This window comes from Microcystis sp. M_QC_C_20170808_M9Col (genome assembly GCF_007095495.1).
Lineage (GTDB): Bacteria > Cyanobacteriota > Cyanobacteriia > Cyanobacteriales > Microcystaceae > Microcystis > Microcystis aeruginosa.
The window spans coordinates 1-16,360 of the sequence record NZ_SFBZ01000044.1; the positions used below are offsets into that span (position 1 = coordinate 1).

Consider the following 16,360-nt stretch of genomic DNA (forward strand, 5'->3'; position numbering starts at 1 on the left):
CATGGGGATGATTGTCTCCTAAGAGTCGTTTTCTCAAATCTAAAGCTTCTAGATAGAGAGGTTCTGCTTCTGTGTACCTGCCTTGGGAATTGTACAAGTATGCTAAGTTGTTGAGGGAAGTTGCCACATGGGGATGATTGTCTCCTAAGAGTCGTTTTCTCAAATCTAATGCTTGTAGATAGAGAGGTTCTGCTTCTGTGTACCTGCCTTGGGAATTGTACAAGTATGCTAAATTGTTGAGGGATTGTGCCACATGGGGATGATTGTCTCCTAAGCGGGTTCGAGTTGCGGTTAAACAAGCTTGATAGTAAGGTTCAGCAATAGCATACAATCCTTGTCCTTTATAATAACGAGCTAAACCCGTATAGGACGAAACTAAATCCTCATCAGCGATATATTCCGGATATTCCCTGACAGCTTGTTCAATATGGGGAATTAAGGGAGTCAGATTTTGAATAATATCTAGAGTAGGAGTTTGGGGGACTGTTCTCGATGTATCTGTCATCACCGTACAATAACGACTTTTTGCGGTATTGGCTATCTCGGAACCTTCTAATTTTTCCCGTAGATAAAGACGGATGAGGGGATGCAGTTGATACCATTCATTGCCTAAAGATTTCAGCAAATTAAGCTTAACCAAGCTATCGGTTAACCATTTTTCTATCTCGTCTTTAGCTTCATCAGAAAATAAACTGATGATTAAGTGCTTGGGAAAAGGTGCCGAAGCAAATAAACTGAGATAAAGAGCTAATTTTTGTTCTTCTTTTTCTAACAGTTGCCAACTGAGATCCAGAATTGTTTTAATACTGCGGACTTCCTCCTTATCAGAGTTGAGACATTTTAAGCCTTTCTTCGGGAATTTTTCCTTGATATTTGCTAAAGTTTCAGTGGTTGCTTGTCTCAGAAAACTGCCTAGTAATTGTAATCCTAGAGGCAAATATCCTAAACACTGACAAAGTTGCTTGGCTGCCTCTAACTCCTCGGTTAGACGTTCTTTTCCTAAGTAGGTTTGCAGTAAATCTAAAGCTTGCGCTGCTGTGAGAACATCTAAGTTTATCGTTGATAGCGATACCCCTAAGTAACTAAAGCGAGTGGTAATTAAAACCCGAAAACGAGATTCTTTTCCTGATGGTAGATAAGATGTAATTTGGTCGTAGTCACGCACATCATCAAAAATAATTAAAGCATTTCCCTGGGGCCAATTTTGCCAACAGTAACGCACTCGTTCACTTAAGGTTCCCTGATTGGGGATGTTTAAACCCAGGTATTCTCTGGCAAAAAATAAAATAGCCAAACCGGGGTCACTGTTAAGGACATTTATCCAACAAATACCCGCAGGATAATCCCCTTTATGTTGCCAAGCATACTGTAAAGCTAATTCAGTTTTTCCCGAACCTCCCATCCCACTTAAAACCACTGGGGAAGATTGCTGAAAAGCTTGATGAATCCGGGATAATTCCTGTTCTCTACCAACAAAGTTAACTGCTGTTCCTGGTAAATTATAGGGATCATGAACGGTATTTTTATCGGTAAATAGCTGATTATATTTGGTAGCTTTGGTTGAATTTTCTGTTAAAAATAACCGCAGGAAAAACCAAGAATTTAAATCTGGCATATACAGAATAACTTTGTTAGTAAAATCATGATTCATCCACCAAATTTGTCGGAGATTAAAGCGAGCTAAATTTTCTCGATTGAAATTAATTAATTGCAAGGCATCTACTAGGGAAGCATCAGAAAAAGCGGTTTCAAAACCAGTAATTGATACTACTCCCGACTCCAATTCTGCCAATTGTGTTAACAAGAAGTTCAAGACAAAAGAAGGTTTTTCCCATATTGGTAAGACAATTTCATGAAAAATAATGCCTTGTTCTTGCAGTTTATTCTCTAATTCTCTAACTACTTGCTGACGGGAAAACTCATCATAAAATTCCACCCTAGCTAAACCTCTAGATGGTCTTCGTCCCCACAATAGCAAACGAGCTGCCGTATGGGAAATAGTACCCGGTTCTAACTCCGATTGATTAGTTTGATTAACTTGATGTACCACCGGGGACACCTCCATCGGGACCAGTAGGAATATGACCTTGAGCATTTAAAATATCAACCACAAGGGGATGCACCATAAAGCATCTTTCCCCGTCTCCATCTACTTCTTGAATCGCTCGATCATTTAATAAAGCGTATAATATCTCATTGGGAATTTGTGCTTCCGGATTAGCATCATAAATTCGTTTTAACAATAATACCTTATCCCCATAACTAACATGATCGATATCATAAGGATTTTGACCTAAACGTCTTTCATATTCTGTTCTTAAACTGCGAATTGCCCTGCTAATATGACTAGACATGATCAGATTTTGTTGATTGACAATTGCCTCATCAGAAGCTTCTCTAACTAAATAAAATAAATCTCTGATATTGCCACCAGAGGCAATAATAACCCGCTCTATTTGTCCATCTTCAAATAAATTAGATTTAACTCTTGCTTCTAAAACTTTTCTCACTGCTTCCCGTCCTTTTTGGTTAGGAGTATGATCTTTTTGGCAAAAAACTGGAGTATCGGGAATCAGGAGATTATGGTCAAAAGTGAGGTTAATCCCGGGAGATGAATTATACAATCCAATCGGAATATTAAAAATAATGTGAATGTCTAAATCTTTGAAAATGTTAGAATAGTTTAAAAATAAATCCCTGACCGCTTCTTGTGAAACACCAGCTTTATCGAAGTCTTCTCCAATAATTAGCCAGCTTCTCTGCATAGTTTCCTGTAAGTTCTGATCACACTCTTTCAGGAGTTGATTAGCAATATTAATTAAATCTCTGGAACGGGAAAGACGGTATTCAACAACTTTTTTCTCTCGCGAGGAAGCAAACCGGAATTCTCCCTTGAGAGAGGCAAAAAGTCCGAGAATTTTATTCCAGAAAGAATCTTCCTTTACTCCCGCTCCTGCTTCCGTTTTGATTTGACTTTCTCTGGTTTCCTTGCGGGTAAATTCTTCAGAACTAAACCAATCCCAAAGCTTTTGTAAATTTTCATCACTGGGTTGTCGAGAAATTTTAGCGGTTTTCTCAACAATTTCCACCACCATAAAGAGAAACACATCAAGGGGACTGAAATTAATCGCATCGAGTTCACTTAAAACACTAAATCGCAGGGGTTTAAAATGCTGTTTAATCTCATGATCATTAATTAAACGAGTTAATTCTGTCGATTTGCCTACCCCCGTGTGTCCCATTAAACAGGCTTTGTAATATTGTTGCGTATCTATGACCCGTTTTAACCCTAATTTTAGACGCTGAATTTTATCTTCCCCTCTCACCTTATTCATTTCTTCTCGATAAAAAGCATCTATTTCCTTCTGAGTTAATAGGGGTTCAGGAGATATAGTTAAATGGATTTCATCAAGAGTAGTCGCAGGTTCAAAGCGAGTCAGAGAGGGTTGTTGCATAGAGACAGGAAAAATCATTCTCTGGAGATACTTTTTATTATATAAGTAGCTGGTTATAATTAAATTAAAAATGGATTTTAGGTTCGATCCCCCCTAGCCCCCCTTGATAAGGGGGGAAGCCGAAGGCGGGGGGATCCCCCTTGATAAGGAGGGTGCCGATCCCCCCTTAGTCCCCCCTTTAATCCCCCCTTAATAAGGGGGGCATCTGAAAGTTTTTAATACCCACCTAATTATTCAGCAAACCATATCTAAGCGGGAAAAATCCCTTTTATGTAGTCTGTGATACTGTTTTTGGGATTGAGATCGTCTAAGGTCAAGGAAATTGCTTCTAGGGTTCCGATTTAAGCGTCCTTAAATGTCAGGTCCGAGAGGAGCAAGCTAGTCTTAAATGATCGGATCAAAAATTTTTTCCATCTAAGCTGGCTACACGGCGGGATAAAAGCCCGGGAGACTTTAAGGATAACTGTTTTGAGGCAGTGTCTTTGAAGACTCCCGGGTTATTGTATTTTGAGGTGAAATGATGTCCGAGGAATCTACTTTTCAACCCCCTCATGTAACTGAAGCTGAACAGGCCCTAGAAAAAGAACGCCATTTGCCCCTAACCGGTTGGCAACAGGAAGTTTCCCAGGGGTTAACCTACGGTTTAGAGGCGGCCGATAGTATTCGCGATCGCAGTATTCCCACCTTTTCCAGGGGTGAGTTACCCCACTATGCGGGAATTAACACCTTTATGAAGGCCCCCTATTTGGAAGATGTGCGGAATGTGGGCAATTATGACGTGGCAATCGTCGGTGTTCCCCATGATTCGGGGACAACTTACCGACCCGGAACTCGTTTTGGTCCCCAGGGAATTCGGCGGATTTCGGCCCTTTATACGCCCTACAATTTTGAATTAGGGGTAGATTTGCGGGAACAAATTACGCTCTGTGATTTGGGGGATATTTTCACCATTCCTGCTAATAATGAAAAGTCCTTTGATCAAATCTCTAAGGGGGTTGCCCATGTCTTTAGTTCCGGCGCCTTGCCGATTATTTTAGGGGGTGATCATTCCATTGGTTTTCCGACAGTGCGGGGTATTTGTCGGCATTTAGGGGATAAAAAAGTCGGTATTATTCACTTTGATCGCCATGTGGATACCCAGGAAACGGATTTAGATGAACGGATGCACACTTGCCCCTGGTTTCATGCCACCAATATGAAAAATGCTCCTGCTAAAAATCTCGTCCAATTAGGGATTGGTGGTTGGCAAGTTCCCCGTCAAGGTGTTAAAGTTTGCCGCGAGCGGGCCACTAATATTTTGACCGTCACCGACATTGTGGAACGAGGCATTGATGCGGCCGCCGAATTTGCCTTAGAACGAGCTTTAGATGGTACGGATTGCGTTTGGATCAGTTTTGATATTGATTGCATTGATGCTGGTTTTGTCCCCGGTACAGGTTGGCCAGAACCGGGGGGTTTATTACCCCGTGAAGCCTTAGCTTTATTAGGTAAAATTATCCAAAAAGCTCCCATTTGTGGCATGGAAGTGGTGGAAGTTTCCCCTCCCTACGATATTAGTGATATGACCTCTTTGATGGCTACCCGTGTTATTTGTGATGCCATGGCCCATCTGGTTATTTCAGGTCAATTACCGCGTAAAGAAAAGCCCTATTATATTCATCCTGATGCCAATCTGGCCGTTGACGAACCCTGGCAGTAATTTCCTATGCACGAAACTGATATGACCAAGGCGTTAATTATGACAGTTCGAGATTGGTATGATAGCCAACCTGAAAAGCTCAAAATTGAAAAAATTCATCTCATGGTTGGTGAATTTACCTGTGTTGAACCGGTCAGTTTACAATTTGCCTTTGAAGTTCAAACTGCCAATACTTTTCTTGCTGGTGTGGAATTAGCGATTAAAAATATTCCCCTAATTGCTTATTGTCATTGCTGCCAAAAGGATTATAAACCCCAAATTGGCCAGCAATATTCCTGCCCAACTTGTCGATCGCCGATGGAGGATATTCGTTCAGGTCGAGAGTTAAAAATTGACCACATTGAATATTCTTTACTTTCTTAAACAAAGTTAGGCGATCGCTTATAAAAGTTCGATGATCAATTATTCATTCTCAACTAAAATGCACCAAACTTTTGACGCAGCCCTAGAAATTAATCTACTTCATGCCAATCAAACAGGAGCCGATCACAACCGGGAACATTTTGACGAGTGGGGCATTACCTGTTTAAACTTGATGAGTAGTCCTGGTGCGGGTAAAACTGTATTATTGGAAAAAACCCTCGCAGCCTTAAAAGATCAATTAAAAATGGCTGTTATTGAAGGCGATATGACTACAGAACTAGATGCAGAGCGCCTGAGACAATATGGAGTTCCCGTGATTGCCATTAATACGGGTCGCTCCTGTCACTTAGATTCCAAAATGGTAGCCGGGGGAATTCATCGTTTCAAAGAAGATTATAACCCCAAAGAGTTTGATTTATTGTTGGTGGAAAATGTGGGAAATTTAGTTTGTCCCGCCGAATTTGAGGTAGGGGAACACGCTAAAGTTGCTCTATTAAGTATTACTGAAGGAGAAGATAAACCCCTCAAATATCCAATTATGTTTCAAGAAGCGGATTGTCTGATTATTACCAAATTAGATTTGGCTCCTTATTTAGAGATTGATTTACAACGTTTAGAAGCAAATGTTCGTTCTATGAATCCCGATGTAAAGATTATCGCTCTTTCTGCTCAAACAGGAGAAGGTTTAGAAGAGTGGTTAAATTGGCTAAAAAGCCAAGTCAATAGGACTAGGTTCTTGAATTGTTAATCAGTAACAGTTTTTGAGATTTATTTCTGTTTTACTAGCTGTCATATCTAAAGGCTATTACCTATGAAACGGCGCAATTTTTTCTCCTTACTTCTCGTTTTTTTTAGTAGCTTACTGCTGACCGTTAGTTGTAATCAAGCTCCTCAGCAAACCCCCAATGCAAGTAGTTCTCTAAGTAATACTGCCCCCATTGTCATTGGTTATAGTAATTGGGCCGGTTGGTGGCCCTGGGCGATCGCTGAAGAAGAGGGATTATTTGCTAAAAATGGGGCTAATGTTCAAATGAAATGGTTTGATGGTTATCTTGAATCCTTACAAGCTTTGGCCGCTGGACAATTAGATGGAAATAGTCAAACTCTCAACGATACAATCGCTTTTGCGGGAGATGCAGTGAATGGTCAAGTTGCTGTTTTAGTCAATGATAACTCGTCAGGAAATGATAAAATTATTGTCACAGAAGAGATTAAAACGATTCAAGATTTAAAAGGCAAAAAAGTTGCTGCTGAAGAAGGCGTTGTCGGTGATTTTCTCCTCAGTTTAGCTCTAGAAAAAGAACGAATGAGCCGTAAAGATGTGCAAATTGTCCCCATGGAAACAGGGGCTGCTGCCGCCGCTTTTGCATCGGGAAAAGTCGATGCAGTGGCCGCTTTTCCACCCTTTTGGTCAACGGCCCTTAAACGAAAAGGTTCTAAAGAATTAATTAGTTCTAAAGCTTTTCCAGGTGCTATTCCTGATTTGTTAGTTGTCAGTGCCAAATTAATAAAAGAAAAACCAGAACAGGTTCAGGCTCTTGTCAAAACCTGGTTTGATGTTCGAGAGTTTATGGCTAAAAATCCCCAAAAAGCCGATGAGATTATGGCCAAGCGTGCGGGCATTAGCCCAGAAGAATTGGCCTTATATAAAGAGGGAACGAAGTTTTTCACCTTAGAAGAAAACCTAGAAGCCTTTAGTCCGGGGAAAACCATGAAAAATATGCCCTTTGCCGCTCAAAAAATGGCTGATTTTATGAGGGAAGTTGGCTTTATTAAAAAAGTCCCCGATCTAACAACCATTTTAGATGCCCAATTTGTCAAGGCGTTGGCAAATCAAGACAAAAAATCCTAATTAGTCCCTTAATCATTGACTTCAAGAATTGTTTGATAACTGGGTGATATTGGCTATCAAAATTATTCTTTTCTTTGGCAAATCCCATGACCACAACACATAAAACGCTTCCTCAAAGCACTTTTTGGCGGATTACCGAGGATATTCCCGAATCCCTCAAATGGACTTTAATGGTTTCCTCTATTATTGTCCCGCTGATTTTATGGTTACTAATCTCTAGTTTTGCGGGCATTGAATCCGTATTTTTGCCTTCTCCTTTAGCCGTTATTCAGGCCTTAGGAAAATTGGCAGAACAGGGCTTTTTAATTCAAGATACTATGACCAGTTTTTTACGAGTAGTTGGGGGCTTTTTTTTAGGAGGATTGTTTGCTATTCCCCTAGGGATTTTAATGGGAACTTTTCCGAGTATTCGTAGTTTAATGGAACCGATCATTGGCGTTGTACGTTATATGCCCGCTCCTGCTTTTATTCCCCTATTGGTTATTTATTTGGGTATTGGAGAAACATCAAAGATTATGCTCATTTTTATCGGGACAATTTTCTTTAATACCCTGATGATTATGGATGCAGTTAAGTTCATTCCCCGTGAATTGATCGAAGTAACTTATACCCTTGGAGGAACTCGAAAACAGGTTTTATTTAAAGTGATTACTCCCTATATTATTCCTAATGTTATCGATACTTTTCGTGTTAATATGGCGGCCGCCTGGAATTTGGTAGTGGTGGCGGAATTGGTGGCGGCCGATAATGGATTAGGCAAACGGATTTTATTGGCCCAGAAATTTCTGAGAACCGATGAAATTTTTGCCTGTTTAATTGTCCTGGGAATTATTGGCTTTGCCCTAGATTTAAGTTTTCGTTTGTTTTTGCAGTGGACTTGTAAATGGTCAATTACTCGTTAACTTAAAAACTCAATAACAGAGTTTATTCTGTCACCAGTAAAGTTATTTTAATGATAAGAGAAGAACCTTAATGCACTTAGAAATTACTCAACTCAATAAAATTTTCACCACTAAACGAGGTGCTGTGGTCGCTCTGAAAGATATTAATTTACACGTTGAAAGTGCTGAATTTGTCTGTGCGGTCGGGGCCTCTGGTTCGGGAAAATCAACTTTGTTGCGAATGATTGCGGGTTTAGAGCTGCCCACTTCCGGCAAAATTACCGTTGATGGTGTTGAAGTGACAGGGCCGGGAGCCGATCGCGGCATGGTTTTTCAAAATTATACACTCTACCCCTGGATGACGATCCAAAAAAATGTTGAATTTGGCTTAAAACTACAGGGATTATCGACAAAAGAATGCTGGGAAGTGGCCTGTTATTATCTGGATATTGTCGGTTTAACTCAATTCGCTAATGCTTACCCCAGAGAACTATCGGGTGGGATGAAACAACGGGTTGCGATCGCCCGCTCTCTTGCCTGTCATCCCAAAGTCTTATTAATGGACGAACCCTTTGCCGCTTTAGATGTACAAACCAAAGAAAGAATGCACGAATATTTAATTGAAATTTGGCAAAAAATTAGGTGTAGTATTTTAATGATTACCCATGATGTGGATGAAGCGGTTTTTTTGGCTCAACGTATTTATGTTTTGAGTGCTAGGCCGGGGACTATACAACGAGAATTAACAATTAATTTACCCCTAGATCGTAATCATAAAATTAAACGACAAGCTCAGTTTTATGACTATACGGATCAAATTTACGGCCTGCTACGGGGTGAGAAATACTAGAAAAAACTAGGGAGCATCAAGAGTATTCCTGGGTTGAAAACGAGTTAGAGCAGCAAAAATCATCGTCAAACAGCGATCGCTCGCTGCTGCCGCCAAACTAAATAGGGTTGGCTGAATAAATCTAAAAAGCTTGTTGGATCAGGTTTTTAGGCTTTTTTGACCTCAAAAAGTGCCTAGCCTTGGAGTGATCGGGGGTAAAATTCCTGGACTTTTTCCCTGAAAATTAGGTAATTGACCACCTGAAAATGAGTAAAACCCCACACCCCACACCCCACACCCCACACCCTGCCCCACGAAAAACTTTTTCAGCAGACCCTAGATAAATGATGGAACAGTTGTTCAACCATTAAGATTTTGTGATAATCCCGGGCAAGTGTGATCTAAAGTACAGCTTTTTTTGGGAAAGTTTCTCCATCGGTGCTGCCTTGGGGCGCAAATATGATAGAATAAGAGTAAATTGATACAAAACTTTACTTCAAGGTGAATCTATGCCGTTTACGATCGAATCAGCGCGGAGCATTTTCCCCAACACGCTATCAGCGGATGTGGTTCCTGCCACGATTGCGCGTTTCAATCAGCTGAATACCGAAGATCAACTAGCCTTGATTTGGTTTGCCTACCTAGAAATGGGCAAAACCATCACCGTTGCCGCCCCCGGCGCTGCTAGTATGGTGTTTGCCGAAAAAACCATGAATGAAATTCGGCAGATGTCACCCTTGCAACAATCGCAGGTGATGTGCGACTTAGCCAACCATGCTGACACCCCGATTTGTCGTACCTACGGCACTTGGTCTGCTAATATCAAACTGGGATTCTGGTATCAATTAGGACAATGGATGGAAGATGGCAGTGTTGCCCCAATTCCCAAGGGTTATCAACTATCTGCTAATGCCAGCGCCGTTTTAGACGGGATTAAAAAATTAGAGTCGGGACAACAAATCACCGTTCTGCGGAATTGTGTGGTGGATATGGGCTACGATCCCAAGAAACTGGGCGATTATAACCGTATTTCCGAACCCGTGGTTCCTCCCCAAAATATTGCCGAACGGACCAAAGTTAGCATTGAAGGCGTTACCAATGCCACCGTCCTCAACTATATGGACAACCTCAACGCCAATGACTTTGATGTATTAATTGAATTATTCACCCCTGACGGCGCTCTGCAACCACCTTTCCAACGTCCCATCGTCGGTAAAGAGGCAGTGTATCGCTTTTTCCGCGAAGAATGCCAAAATTTGAAATTAATCCCCGAATGCGGTGTAGTGGAACCCGCCGATGACGGTTTTACTCAGATTAAAGTGACGGGAAAAGTACAAACCCCCTGGTTTGGTGCGGGTGTGGGTATGAATATGGCATGGCGTTTCCTCCTAACTCCTGATAATAAAATTTTCTTCGTAGCGATCGATTTATTAGCTTCTCCGAAAGAATTATTAAACTTTGCCCGTGGCTAAATAGCTACTGAGAGAAATCATTAAAAATTCTGATGAAACTTATTAGAGTTCCTTGTCAAGTGAACTCTTTTTTTTCTACAATTAAAAGGCTGACTTAAAAAAATTGGGAAATACACCGGTTTCTTCTCTGATCTAGGTAAGAATAACTAAACAACCATTCTTAACATATATCGGTGAAAAGAGTCACGGTAGTTCAAAAACCCAAAATTATCATCCCTAAAACTAAAATCATGCCTATGAGTGAAATAATTTGGTCAGATACGGAACAAGAAATTGCTCAAACTGCTTTCCAAAAAGCCTATCAGCGAGAAACTAGCACTTTAATAGAACATATTAAAGAACAGTCTGGTCAGATCACGGTTTTAGATGATATCTGGCAAATGCACGATTATCTAAGCGCCCGACGACATCAGATTGATGGTAAATATGACTATCGCTATACTTCCCTAATTTTTGTCTTTGCTCAACTATTAAAGGAAGGATGGTTAAAGCTAGAGGATCTCAACGGTTTGGAAAAAGATAAACTAGCAAAAATCGCTGCCCTCTCGCGAATGTAAATTAATGATTAGCATTAAGCTATTAGCTTTCTGCTCCTAGTTGGGTGACTAAAAAATTCATCTCTAGATAATCAACCCCGTCTTAAGTTTTTCCTAAGCGGCAACCAATTCCGCTAGAATGAGTCAATCATCCCGATCGCTTGTCGCTTGTTTTGCACCTTTGGTTTATGTTCAAAAATCTTTTACTTCCCCTAGGAATATCTATCTTTCTCGGTGTTTGTCAGTCTTTGTCAGCCGCCGAATCAGCTATCATCAAATACTACATCTTCCAAGGGTCTGTATCGGTATCAGAATTAAAGCAATTGAGCGAAACAGGCGAATTAGCTCCCGCTTTAGCGGCACAATTAAAGATGGCTAACCAAAAACCCGAAGAATTCCGTAAAATCCTTAATCGTCGGGTAGCGGTGGATGCCGTCTTTCTTTCCAAATTTCTTAATAGTTTTTTTGGCGAAAGTTTGCTAGATTATGCTGCCGAAATTGTCCACACCCCCAATCGGGCTGCTAGTCGGCAAGCTTTACGGGGTTCCTTAGTCACTTCTGCCCTCAACGATAACGAGATTCAAATCATCGAAGTCCTCGACAATTATCCCACCAGCGAGGTTCATGTGGATGGCAATCGTCTGCTGGATTTAATCAACCAAATTGAATCAGTATTGAAAAAAATGCCCCGTTTACCTTTCTGATACCAAATCCGCCTTCAGGTTTTCTTGAATTGCGCTGTAAATTGAATAAATTAGGATAATCTGGTAGGAATAATGACGACTTCTTTGTCTCAAAGGAAAACAGTTAGCGGCAAACCTTTTTTAAAGTGGGCGGGAGGCAAAACTCAACTGGTTCCCAATATTCTATCTTTGATTAATTCCCAGATTTCTCAAAATTGTCAGTTTAACTACATTGAACCTTTTGTCGGAGGTGGGGCAGTTTTATTCTCAGTCTTAAATAATTTTTCTTCTGTCCAAAAAGTTATTATTAATGACATCAATCCTGATTTAATCATGGCTTATAATGTTATTAAAAATAATGTCAAAGAATTAATAGTCAAGCTTAAAAAAATTCAGCAGGATTTTTATGAACTTAAAAATCTAGAGGAACAACAAAAGTTTTTTTTGGATAAAAGAATAGAATTTAATTCTCGCAGCTGCGATGACGATCTAGAAAAAACAGTTTTGTTATTATTTCTCAATAAAACTTGTTTTAATGGACTTTATAGAGTCAATAGCAAAGGACTCTTTAATGTCCCTTTTGGAAAATATGTCAAACCATTGATCTGCAATGAAGAAAACTTATTAGCTGTCAACCATCATTTACAGAAAGTGACGATCCTACAAGGGGATTTTGTCCAAACCCTAAATTATGCCAATAACAAGACTTTATTTTATTTTGATCCTCCCTATAAACCGATTAAAAAAACATCAGCTTTTACCTCTTATACTAAAGAAGATTTTAACGATGAGGAGCAAATAAGATTAAAACAATTTATCGATCGAGTCGATCGGGCAGGTTATAAATTTATTTTAAGTAATTCCGACGTTAAAAACTTTGACTCTGACAATAATTTTTTTGATGATTTATATAAAGATTATAATATTCAAAGGGTAAAAGCTCGACGAAATATTAATTCCCAGGGCAATAATAGGGGAGAAATCTGGGAATTACTGATCAATAATTGACAAAAAATAAGCCTAACAGAAAAGAGGGGACAAAATGATACTAAATCCTGTTTAAAAGCTATAGCGGAGCAGTGAGAAATCATCAATAACTTGGGAGTTAATTGCGCGATGAAAAACGGATTTGGAATGATTATCTTAAAAGCTCGTTTAAAGGATGAGCTTAGAATTAATTTAGTCATTGTTTAATTCTGCGATAATATCATCAATGTTTCCCCGAAAGACTTTCCCTTGTTGGTATTCTTGATGCGCTTGATGGATATTCTTGGCGATTTCTTCTCGTCTTTTTTCAATTTGTCTATGTCGAATAATACTGATTAAATCATCTTGTTCATCACAGGAAAGATTGTCAATCATTTCTAAAATTTGATGAAATTGAAGGGTTGGTGACATTGTGGCTTTTCCTTTTTCAAATGAAAGCATAAATTTATTATAGCTGCCACTGCCCTCCCTAACTTTTTTCTAATTCTTTTCGTTTCGTGGCAGGGAAATTGTTTCCTCGATCGCCTCTTTTGTCAATCCCCGACGAAGATCAGCTAGAGGCTCTTCAAAAATTAGTGAATAGCACTTTTTAAGCTTTCCTTGGCTTCTTCATAGCACCCATGCAAAAGTGAAGTGCAACCCCCTGGATTGACAGAGGTAAGCCCCTAGAGATAGTCTGGAGTTTCTGATAAGAGAAAGACTATCCGAGCGCCTATATCCATCTTAAGCCAAAAATTTGCTTTGACCACAGTGCTTATCTCGCCAATGGCAATTAATTTGGCACGACTACGTTTACCCTTCTGAGTATGAATTTTATCTGCAATCATCCCTCGATCGAGCATTGTTTAAAACAACAATTAATTAATATTTTTCCAGAAAACAACCATAAATTAACTTTCTATCGTTGCTCAAAAACTGATAGTGTCCTCTATCGTTCACCTCTGTTTTATTATTTTACGTCCGCTCAATGTCAAACCATATTTAACCATTTAATCGTCCTTTTTCCGCAAATTCAGCTTAGGGAAGGATGGCTAGAATTATTATTAGATCAGCAATTTTTGTCCTTTTGGTTACTGAAATTAAACGATTTAATCGATAAATTTTTCTCGGATGAGCTTCCTCTCCATCCCAGAGGAGAATTTTTCTTTTTATTTCAATACACCCACGCTCGCTATTCTAGTTTGTTACAACTGCTCAATCGGGAAAAAATTAGTTTAACCGAGCCAGAACTATTATCCTGGCATCATCCCGCCGAAATAGCCTTAATCCTGCAAATTTTAACCGTTTGCGATTGTTGGGAAGGCCAGAAACTCTATCCCCTAACCGCGAATTTTTGCGAGGCAATGCTCAATTTTGAGCGTAACTGTCGCATTATCGGAGAATCGGCCCCAATTCAGCGATCGAGATTAATCCTGATTAGCGTCAGTCAAAAACTACTTAACCGTCTTCTCCGTCAAAAATGGCAACTGCTGCCGATGACGGAACTATAAAAATATTAACTTTTATGAATTTAGTGGACAAAACCATCAGCTTATGATAGATTTTAATTAGTGTGAGGAGCGAACCAGAATAGAGAGCCGAGACGAAACATGGACAGTCGCCGGCTCTCTTTCTGTTATTCAGGAATTATTTTCTTCTTGGCGATATTTAATAAAAGTGGGCAAATCAACCCGAAAAGAGGAATATTTCGGGGAAGGGGAGATGATAGGTGCGGGCCAATCCCTATCTTTCTTATTTAAGGATTCTACTGGCTCAATTGTCTCTAATTCCGCTAAAAACTCATCGATGGGAGCCACTTCATCCCTTTCTTGATTCTCTGTCTGAGACCAAGGCTCGATTGCGGCTGCCTTGGCGACAATGGCTAAATCCGGGGGAGAATTGCGATCGCTACCGCGCTGGAAATACTGGGCCAAGGCCGCTTTATACTGGAGGGTGTAGCGTTGCTGACGTTGGAGACGGGTGCGTAATTCCTGCAATTGCTGGTCATAGTTGCACAGTTTTTGGCTTTTTTCCTGATAACTTTCCTGAATTAAGGCACATTCTCGCTCTAAACGGGCTAATTGTTGACGCGTGCGGGTCAATTCTGCGGTCAAATTGGCAATAATCATCGGTTGCCGTTGTTCTGCTTGACGATACTGTTCGATTTCCCCTAAAGCTCGCTGTAATTGTTGCTTTTCGTATTGCAGTTCCTCGTTTTGCTGCTGGATTAGGGTATCGCAACTTTGCCAGCGACGATGTTGCTCGGCTAACTGCGATCGCAGTTCCCCGAAAGCTTGCTCCCGTCGCCAGATCTCCGCTTGTAATTCTTGATTTTGTTGACGTAAATGAGAGGATAGAGCTGCCCAATCTGTCTCATCTGTTGATTGACTCTCATGCTCGACAATTTCAGCAGTAATGACAGTATCCGCATGGGTGAGATGATCGAGGTACAGGTCGGAATTATCGTTCATAAAAGCCAAAGGATGAGGAAACCTAGAAGTTTAGAGACGTTAAAAGCCTTCTATCGTTCCCCAAAAAAAATGGGAACCGCATTGTTAGAGACTGCCGCGCGGTTCCACTGCCGATCCTTAAGAGGAGAACACTATAAATAACCATAAGCTTATTAGGAATTTTTGTCAATACTTAATGAGAAATTTTTTCAATAAGTTGGGAGGGGAGAGGGGAATCGACTAATTCGTAGATAGCTGTAGTGCGGGTGTCTGGCCCTGGGGCCAGGGAAGAATTAGCCACAGCAAAATTGATACAAGCATCGGTCGAGCGGGTTAGTGGCTCGATGTGCTTCAATAATTCTATAGTTTTTATTTTCCTTGTCGTATCATGCCACGTCCCCCGAAGAAAACCCCTAGCACCCCTGAACCCCCCGAAGAGCCAATTAAAGCCACTCCTCCCCTACAACCTCTACAAATTATTAAAAAGGGTTCTAGAGCCGCAGTACCCCCCAAACCCCCGGAAACCCCTTCAGAAATCATCGAGGAAAAACCAGCCGCAGAAACGGTAAAATCAGTCAGTAGCGAGATAAAATCTCCTTTCCGTCCCCGTTCCGATTCGGCTCCTCTATTCCGAAAACCAATTCCCAAAGCAGAAATTCCCGTCATCGAAAAAGCGACGGGAGCCAATGGCGAAGTATTTAATCTGACCGATTCTGTCCTGATTACCGAACCTTTTGGTACTCGTATTGCCGCTATTATCGATAGTTTTTATGCCGATGCTCAAGGCGAAATCTGGGCGCAACTCAAACCAGTGGAAGTTAATCCCGATTGTCGCTGGGAACAGGCCTGTATTCGCTCTCAGGGTTTGGTAAAAGCTGAGTAAGACAGTTATCAGTTATCAGTTATCAGTTATCAGTTATCAGTTATCAGTTATCAGTTATCAGTTATCAGTTATCAGTTATCAGTTATCAGTTATCAGTTATCAGTTATCAGTTATCAGTTATAAACCTAAACGTCCTAAATAAGATTCTAATTGTTCAATTCCATCAGCTTGCGGATCGCGTTTTTTATCCCGCCATACTTTTAATTCAATCCCTAAAATTACATCTTTATAACTCAGACATAAATCCATTCTATCGCTACCAATTGCATATTCCCTTTCTAAAACTCCCCC

General features: G+C 40.4%; 16 protein-coding genes and 1 riboswitch. Of the genes, 12 read left to right on the top strand and 4 right to left on the bottom strand.

Annotated features, from left to right (window positions below):
- Together EWV68_RS02900 and EWV68_RS02905 are read right to left on the bottom strand one after the other, a co-directional pair.
- A partial coding sequence (locus EWV68_RS02900) for a tetratricopeptide repeat protein (protein ID WP_287168763.1) occupies positions 1-2,065 on the bottom strand: 2,065 nt, incomplete at its 3' end.
- Positions 2,034-3,455, bottom strand: a complete 1,422-nt coding sequence (locus EWV68_RS02905; RefSeq protein ID WP_287168757.1) for a hypothetical protein — start codon at positions 3,453-3,455, stop codon at positions 2,034-2,036. The genes EWV68_RS02900 and EWV68_RS02905, both read right to left, overlap by 32 nt.
- 317 nt (positions 3,456-3,772) lie before the next feature.
- A riboswitch (guanidine-I (ykkC/yxkD leader) is annotated at positions 3,773-3,907 on the top strand.
- Positions 3,908-3,975: 68 nt separating this feature from the next.
- On the opposite strand from EWV68_RS02905, the gene EWV68_RS02910 reads away from it, so the two are divergent.
- The 10 genes from EWV68_RS02910 (at position 3,976) to EWV68_RS02955 (ending at position 12,778) form a co-directional block, all read left to right on the top strand.
- Positions 3,976-5,154, top strand: a complete 1,179-nt coding sequence (locus EWV68_RS02910; RefSeq protein WP_287168764.1) for an agmatinase family protein — start codon at positions 3,976-3,978, stop codon at positions 5,152-5,154.
- 6 nt (positions 5,155-5,160) lie between these two features.
- Entirely contained in the window at positions 5,161-5,517 is a 357-nt protein-coding gene (gene hypA / locus EWV68_RS02915; RefSeq protein ID WP_287168758.1) for a hydrogenase maturation nickel metallochaperone HypA, read from the top strand.
- Between the two features lie 58 nt (positions 5,518-5,575).
- On the top strand, positions 5,576-6,265 hold the full coding sequence (hypB, locus tag EWV68_RS02920; RefSeq protein WP_002798307.1) for a hydrogenase nickel incorporation protein HypB: 690 nt from the start codon (positions 5,576-5,578) through the stop codon (positions 6,263-6,265).
- Between the two features lie 63 nt (positions 6,266-6,328).
- Complete coding sequence (locus EWV68_RS02925) at positions 6,329-7,369, top strand: ABC transporter substrate-binding protein (RefSeq protein ID WP_287168759.1); 1,041 nt, start codon at positions 6,329-6,331, stop codon at positions 7,367-7,369.
- 86 nt (positions 7,370-7,455) lie between these two features.
- Positions 7,456-8,271 (top strand): ABC transporter permease, encoded by an 816-nt coding sequence (locus EWV68_RS02930; RefSeq protein WP_287168760.1) that lies wholly within the window; start codon positions 7,456-7,458, stop codon positions 8,269-8,271.
- A gap of 70 nt (positions 8,272-8,341) precedes the next feature.
- Positions 8,342-9,100 (top strand): ABC transporter ATP-binding protein, encoded by a 759-nt coding sequence (locus EWV68_RS02935; protein WP_061432906.1) that lies wholly within the window; start codon positions 8,342-8,344, stop codon positions 9,098-9,100.
- Positions 9,101-9,588: 488 nt separating this feature from the next.
- Positions 9,589-10,551 (top strand): orange carotenoid-binding protein, encoded by a 963-nt coding sequence (locus EWV68_RS02940; RefSeq protein WP_012265170.1) that lies wholly within the window; start codon positions 9,589-9,591, stop codon positions 10,549-10,551.
- Positions 10,552-10,781: 230 nt separating this feature from the next.
- Complete coding sequence (frp, locus tag EWV68_RS02945) at positions 10,782-11,108, top strand: fluorescence recovery protein (RefSeq protein ID WP_002746320.1); 327 nt, start codon at positions 10,782-10,784, stop codon at positions 11,106-11,108.
- A 167-nt stretch (positions 11,109-11,275) separates the two neighbouring features.
- Positions 11,276-11,791: an alpha/beta hydrolase gene (locus EWV68_RS02950; RefSeq protein WP_012265171.1), complete on the top strand. Its 516-nt coding sequence runs from the start codon at positions 11,276-11,278 to the stop codon at positions 11,789-11,791.
- A gap of 72 nt (positions 11,792-11,863) precedes the next feature.
- On the top strand, positions 11,864-12,778 hold the full coding sequence (locus tag EWV68_RS02955) for a DNA adenine methylase (protein ID WP_002798315.1): 915 nt from the start codon (positions 11,864-11,866) through the stop codon (positions 12,776-12,778).
- A gap of 171 nt (positions 12,779-12,949) precedes the next feature.
- Here EWV68_RS02955 and EWV68_RS02960 read toward each other — a convergent pair whose 3' ends face one another.
- A complete protein-coding gene (locus EWV68_RS02960) occupies positions 12,950-13,168 on the bottom strand; it encodes a hypothetical protein (RefSeq protein WP_061432908.1) in 219 nt (72 codons plus the stop codon).
- A 395-nt stretch (positions 13,169-13,563) separates the two neighbouring features.
- Between EWV68_RS02960 and EWV68_RS02965 the strand changes: the two genes are divergently transcribed.
- Positions 13,564-14,247, top strand: a complete 684-nt coding sequence (locus EWV68_RS02965) for a DALR anticodon-binding domain-containing protein (RefSeq protein ID WP_061432909.1) — start codon at positions 13,564-13,566, stop codon at positions 14,245-14,247.
- Between the two features lie 129 nt (positions 14,248-14,376).
- Here EWV68_RS02965 and EWV68_RS02970 read toward each other — a convergent pair whose 3' ends face one another.
- Positions 14,377-15,207, bottom strand: a complete 831-nt coding sequence (locus EWV68_RS02970) for a hypothetical protein (protein WP_287168762.1) — start codon at positions 15,205-15,207, stop codon at positions 14,377-14,379.
- A 367-nt stretch (positions 15,208-15,574) separates the two neighbouring features.
- Between EWV68_RS02970 and EWV68_RS02975 the strand changes: the two genes are divergently transcribed.
- Positions 15,575-16,069, top strand: a complete 495-nt coding sequence (locus EWV68_RS02975; RefSeq protein WP_061432911.1) for a hypothetical protein — start codon at positions 15,575-15,577, stop codon at positions 16,067-16,069.
- The last annotated feature ends 291 nt before the right edge of the window (positions 16,070-16,360 follow it).

Coding starts and splice junctions, on each gene's coding strand:
- EWV68_RS02905 (WP_287168757.1), bottom strand. CDS start 3,455: ATGCAACAACCCTCTCTGACTCGCTTTGAACCTGCGACTACTCTTGAT.
- EWV68_RS02910 (WP_287168764.1), top strand. CDS start 3,976: ATGTCCGAGGAATCTACTTTTCAACCCCCTCATGTAACTGAAGCTGAA.
- hypA (WP_287168758.1), top strand. CDS start 5,161: ATGCACGAAACTGATATGACCAAGGCGTTAATTATGACAGTTCGAGAT.
- hypB (WP_002798307.1), top strand. CDS start 5,576: ATGCACCAAACTTTTGACGCAGCCCTAGAAATTAATCTACTTCATGCC.
- EWV68_RS02925 (WP_287168759.1), top strand. CDS start 6,329: ATGAAACGGCGCAATTTTTTCTCCTTACTTCTCGTTTTTTTTAGTAGC.
- EWV68_RS02930 (WP_287168760.1), top strand. CDS start 7,456: ATGACCACAACACATAAAACGCTTCCTCAAAGCACTTTTTGGCGGATT.
- EWV68_RS02935 (WP_061432906.1), top strand. CDS start 8,342: ATGCACTTAGAAATTACTCAACTCAATAAAATTTTCACCACTAAACGA.
- EWV68_RS02940 (WP_012265170.1), top strand. CDS start 9,589: ATGCCGTTTACGATCGAATCAGCGCGGAGCATTTTCCCCAACACGCTA.
- frp (WP_002746320.1), top strand. CDS start 10,782: ATGCCTATGAGTGAAATAATTTGGTCAGATACGGAACAAGAAATTGCT.
- EWV68_RS02950 (WP_012265171.1), top strand. CDS start 11,276: ATGTTCAAAAATCTTTTACTTCCCCTAGGAATATCTATCTTTCTCGGT.
- EWV68_RS02955 (WP_002798315.1), top strand. CDS start 11,864: ATGACGACTTCTTTGTCTCAAAGGAAAACAGTTAGCGGCAAACCTTTT.
- EWV68_RS02960 (WP_061432908.1), bottom strand. CDS start 13,168: ATGTCACCAACCCTTCAATTTCATCAAATTTTAGAAATGATTGACAAT.
- EWV68_RS02965 (WP_061432909.1), top strand. CDS start 13,564: ATGAATTTTATCTGCAATCATCCCTCGATCGAGCATTGTTTAAAACAA.
- EWV68_RS02970 (WP_287168762.1), bottom strand. CDS start 15,207: ATGAACGATAATTCCGACCTGTACCTCGATCATCTCACCCATGCGGAT.
- EWV68_RS02975 (WP_061432911.1), top strand. CDS start 15,575: ATGCCACGTCCCCCGAAGAAAACCCCTAGCACCCCTGAACCCCCCGAA.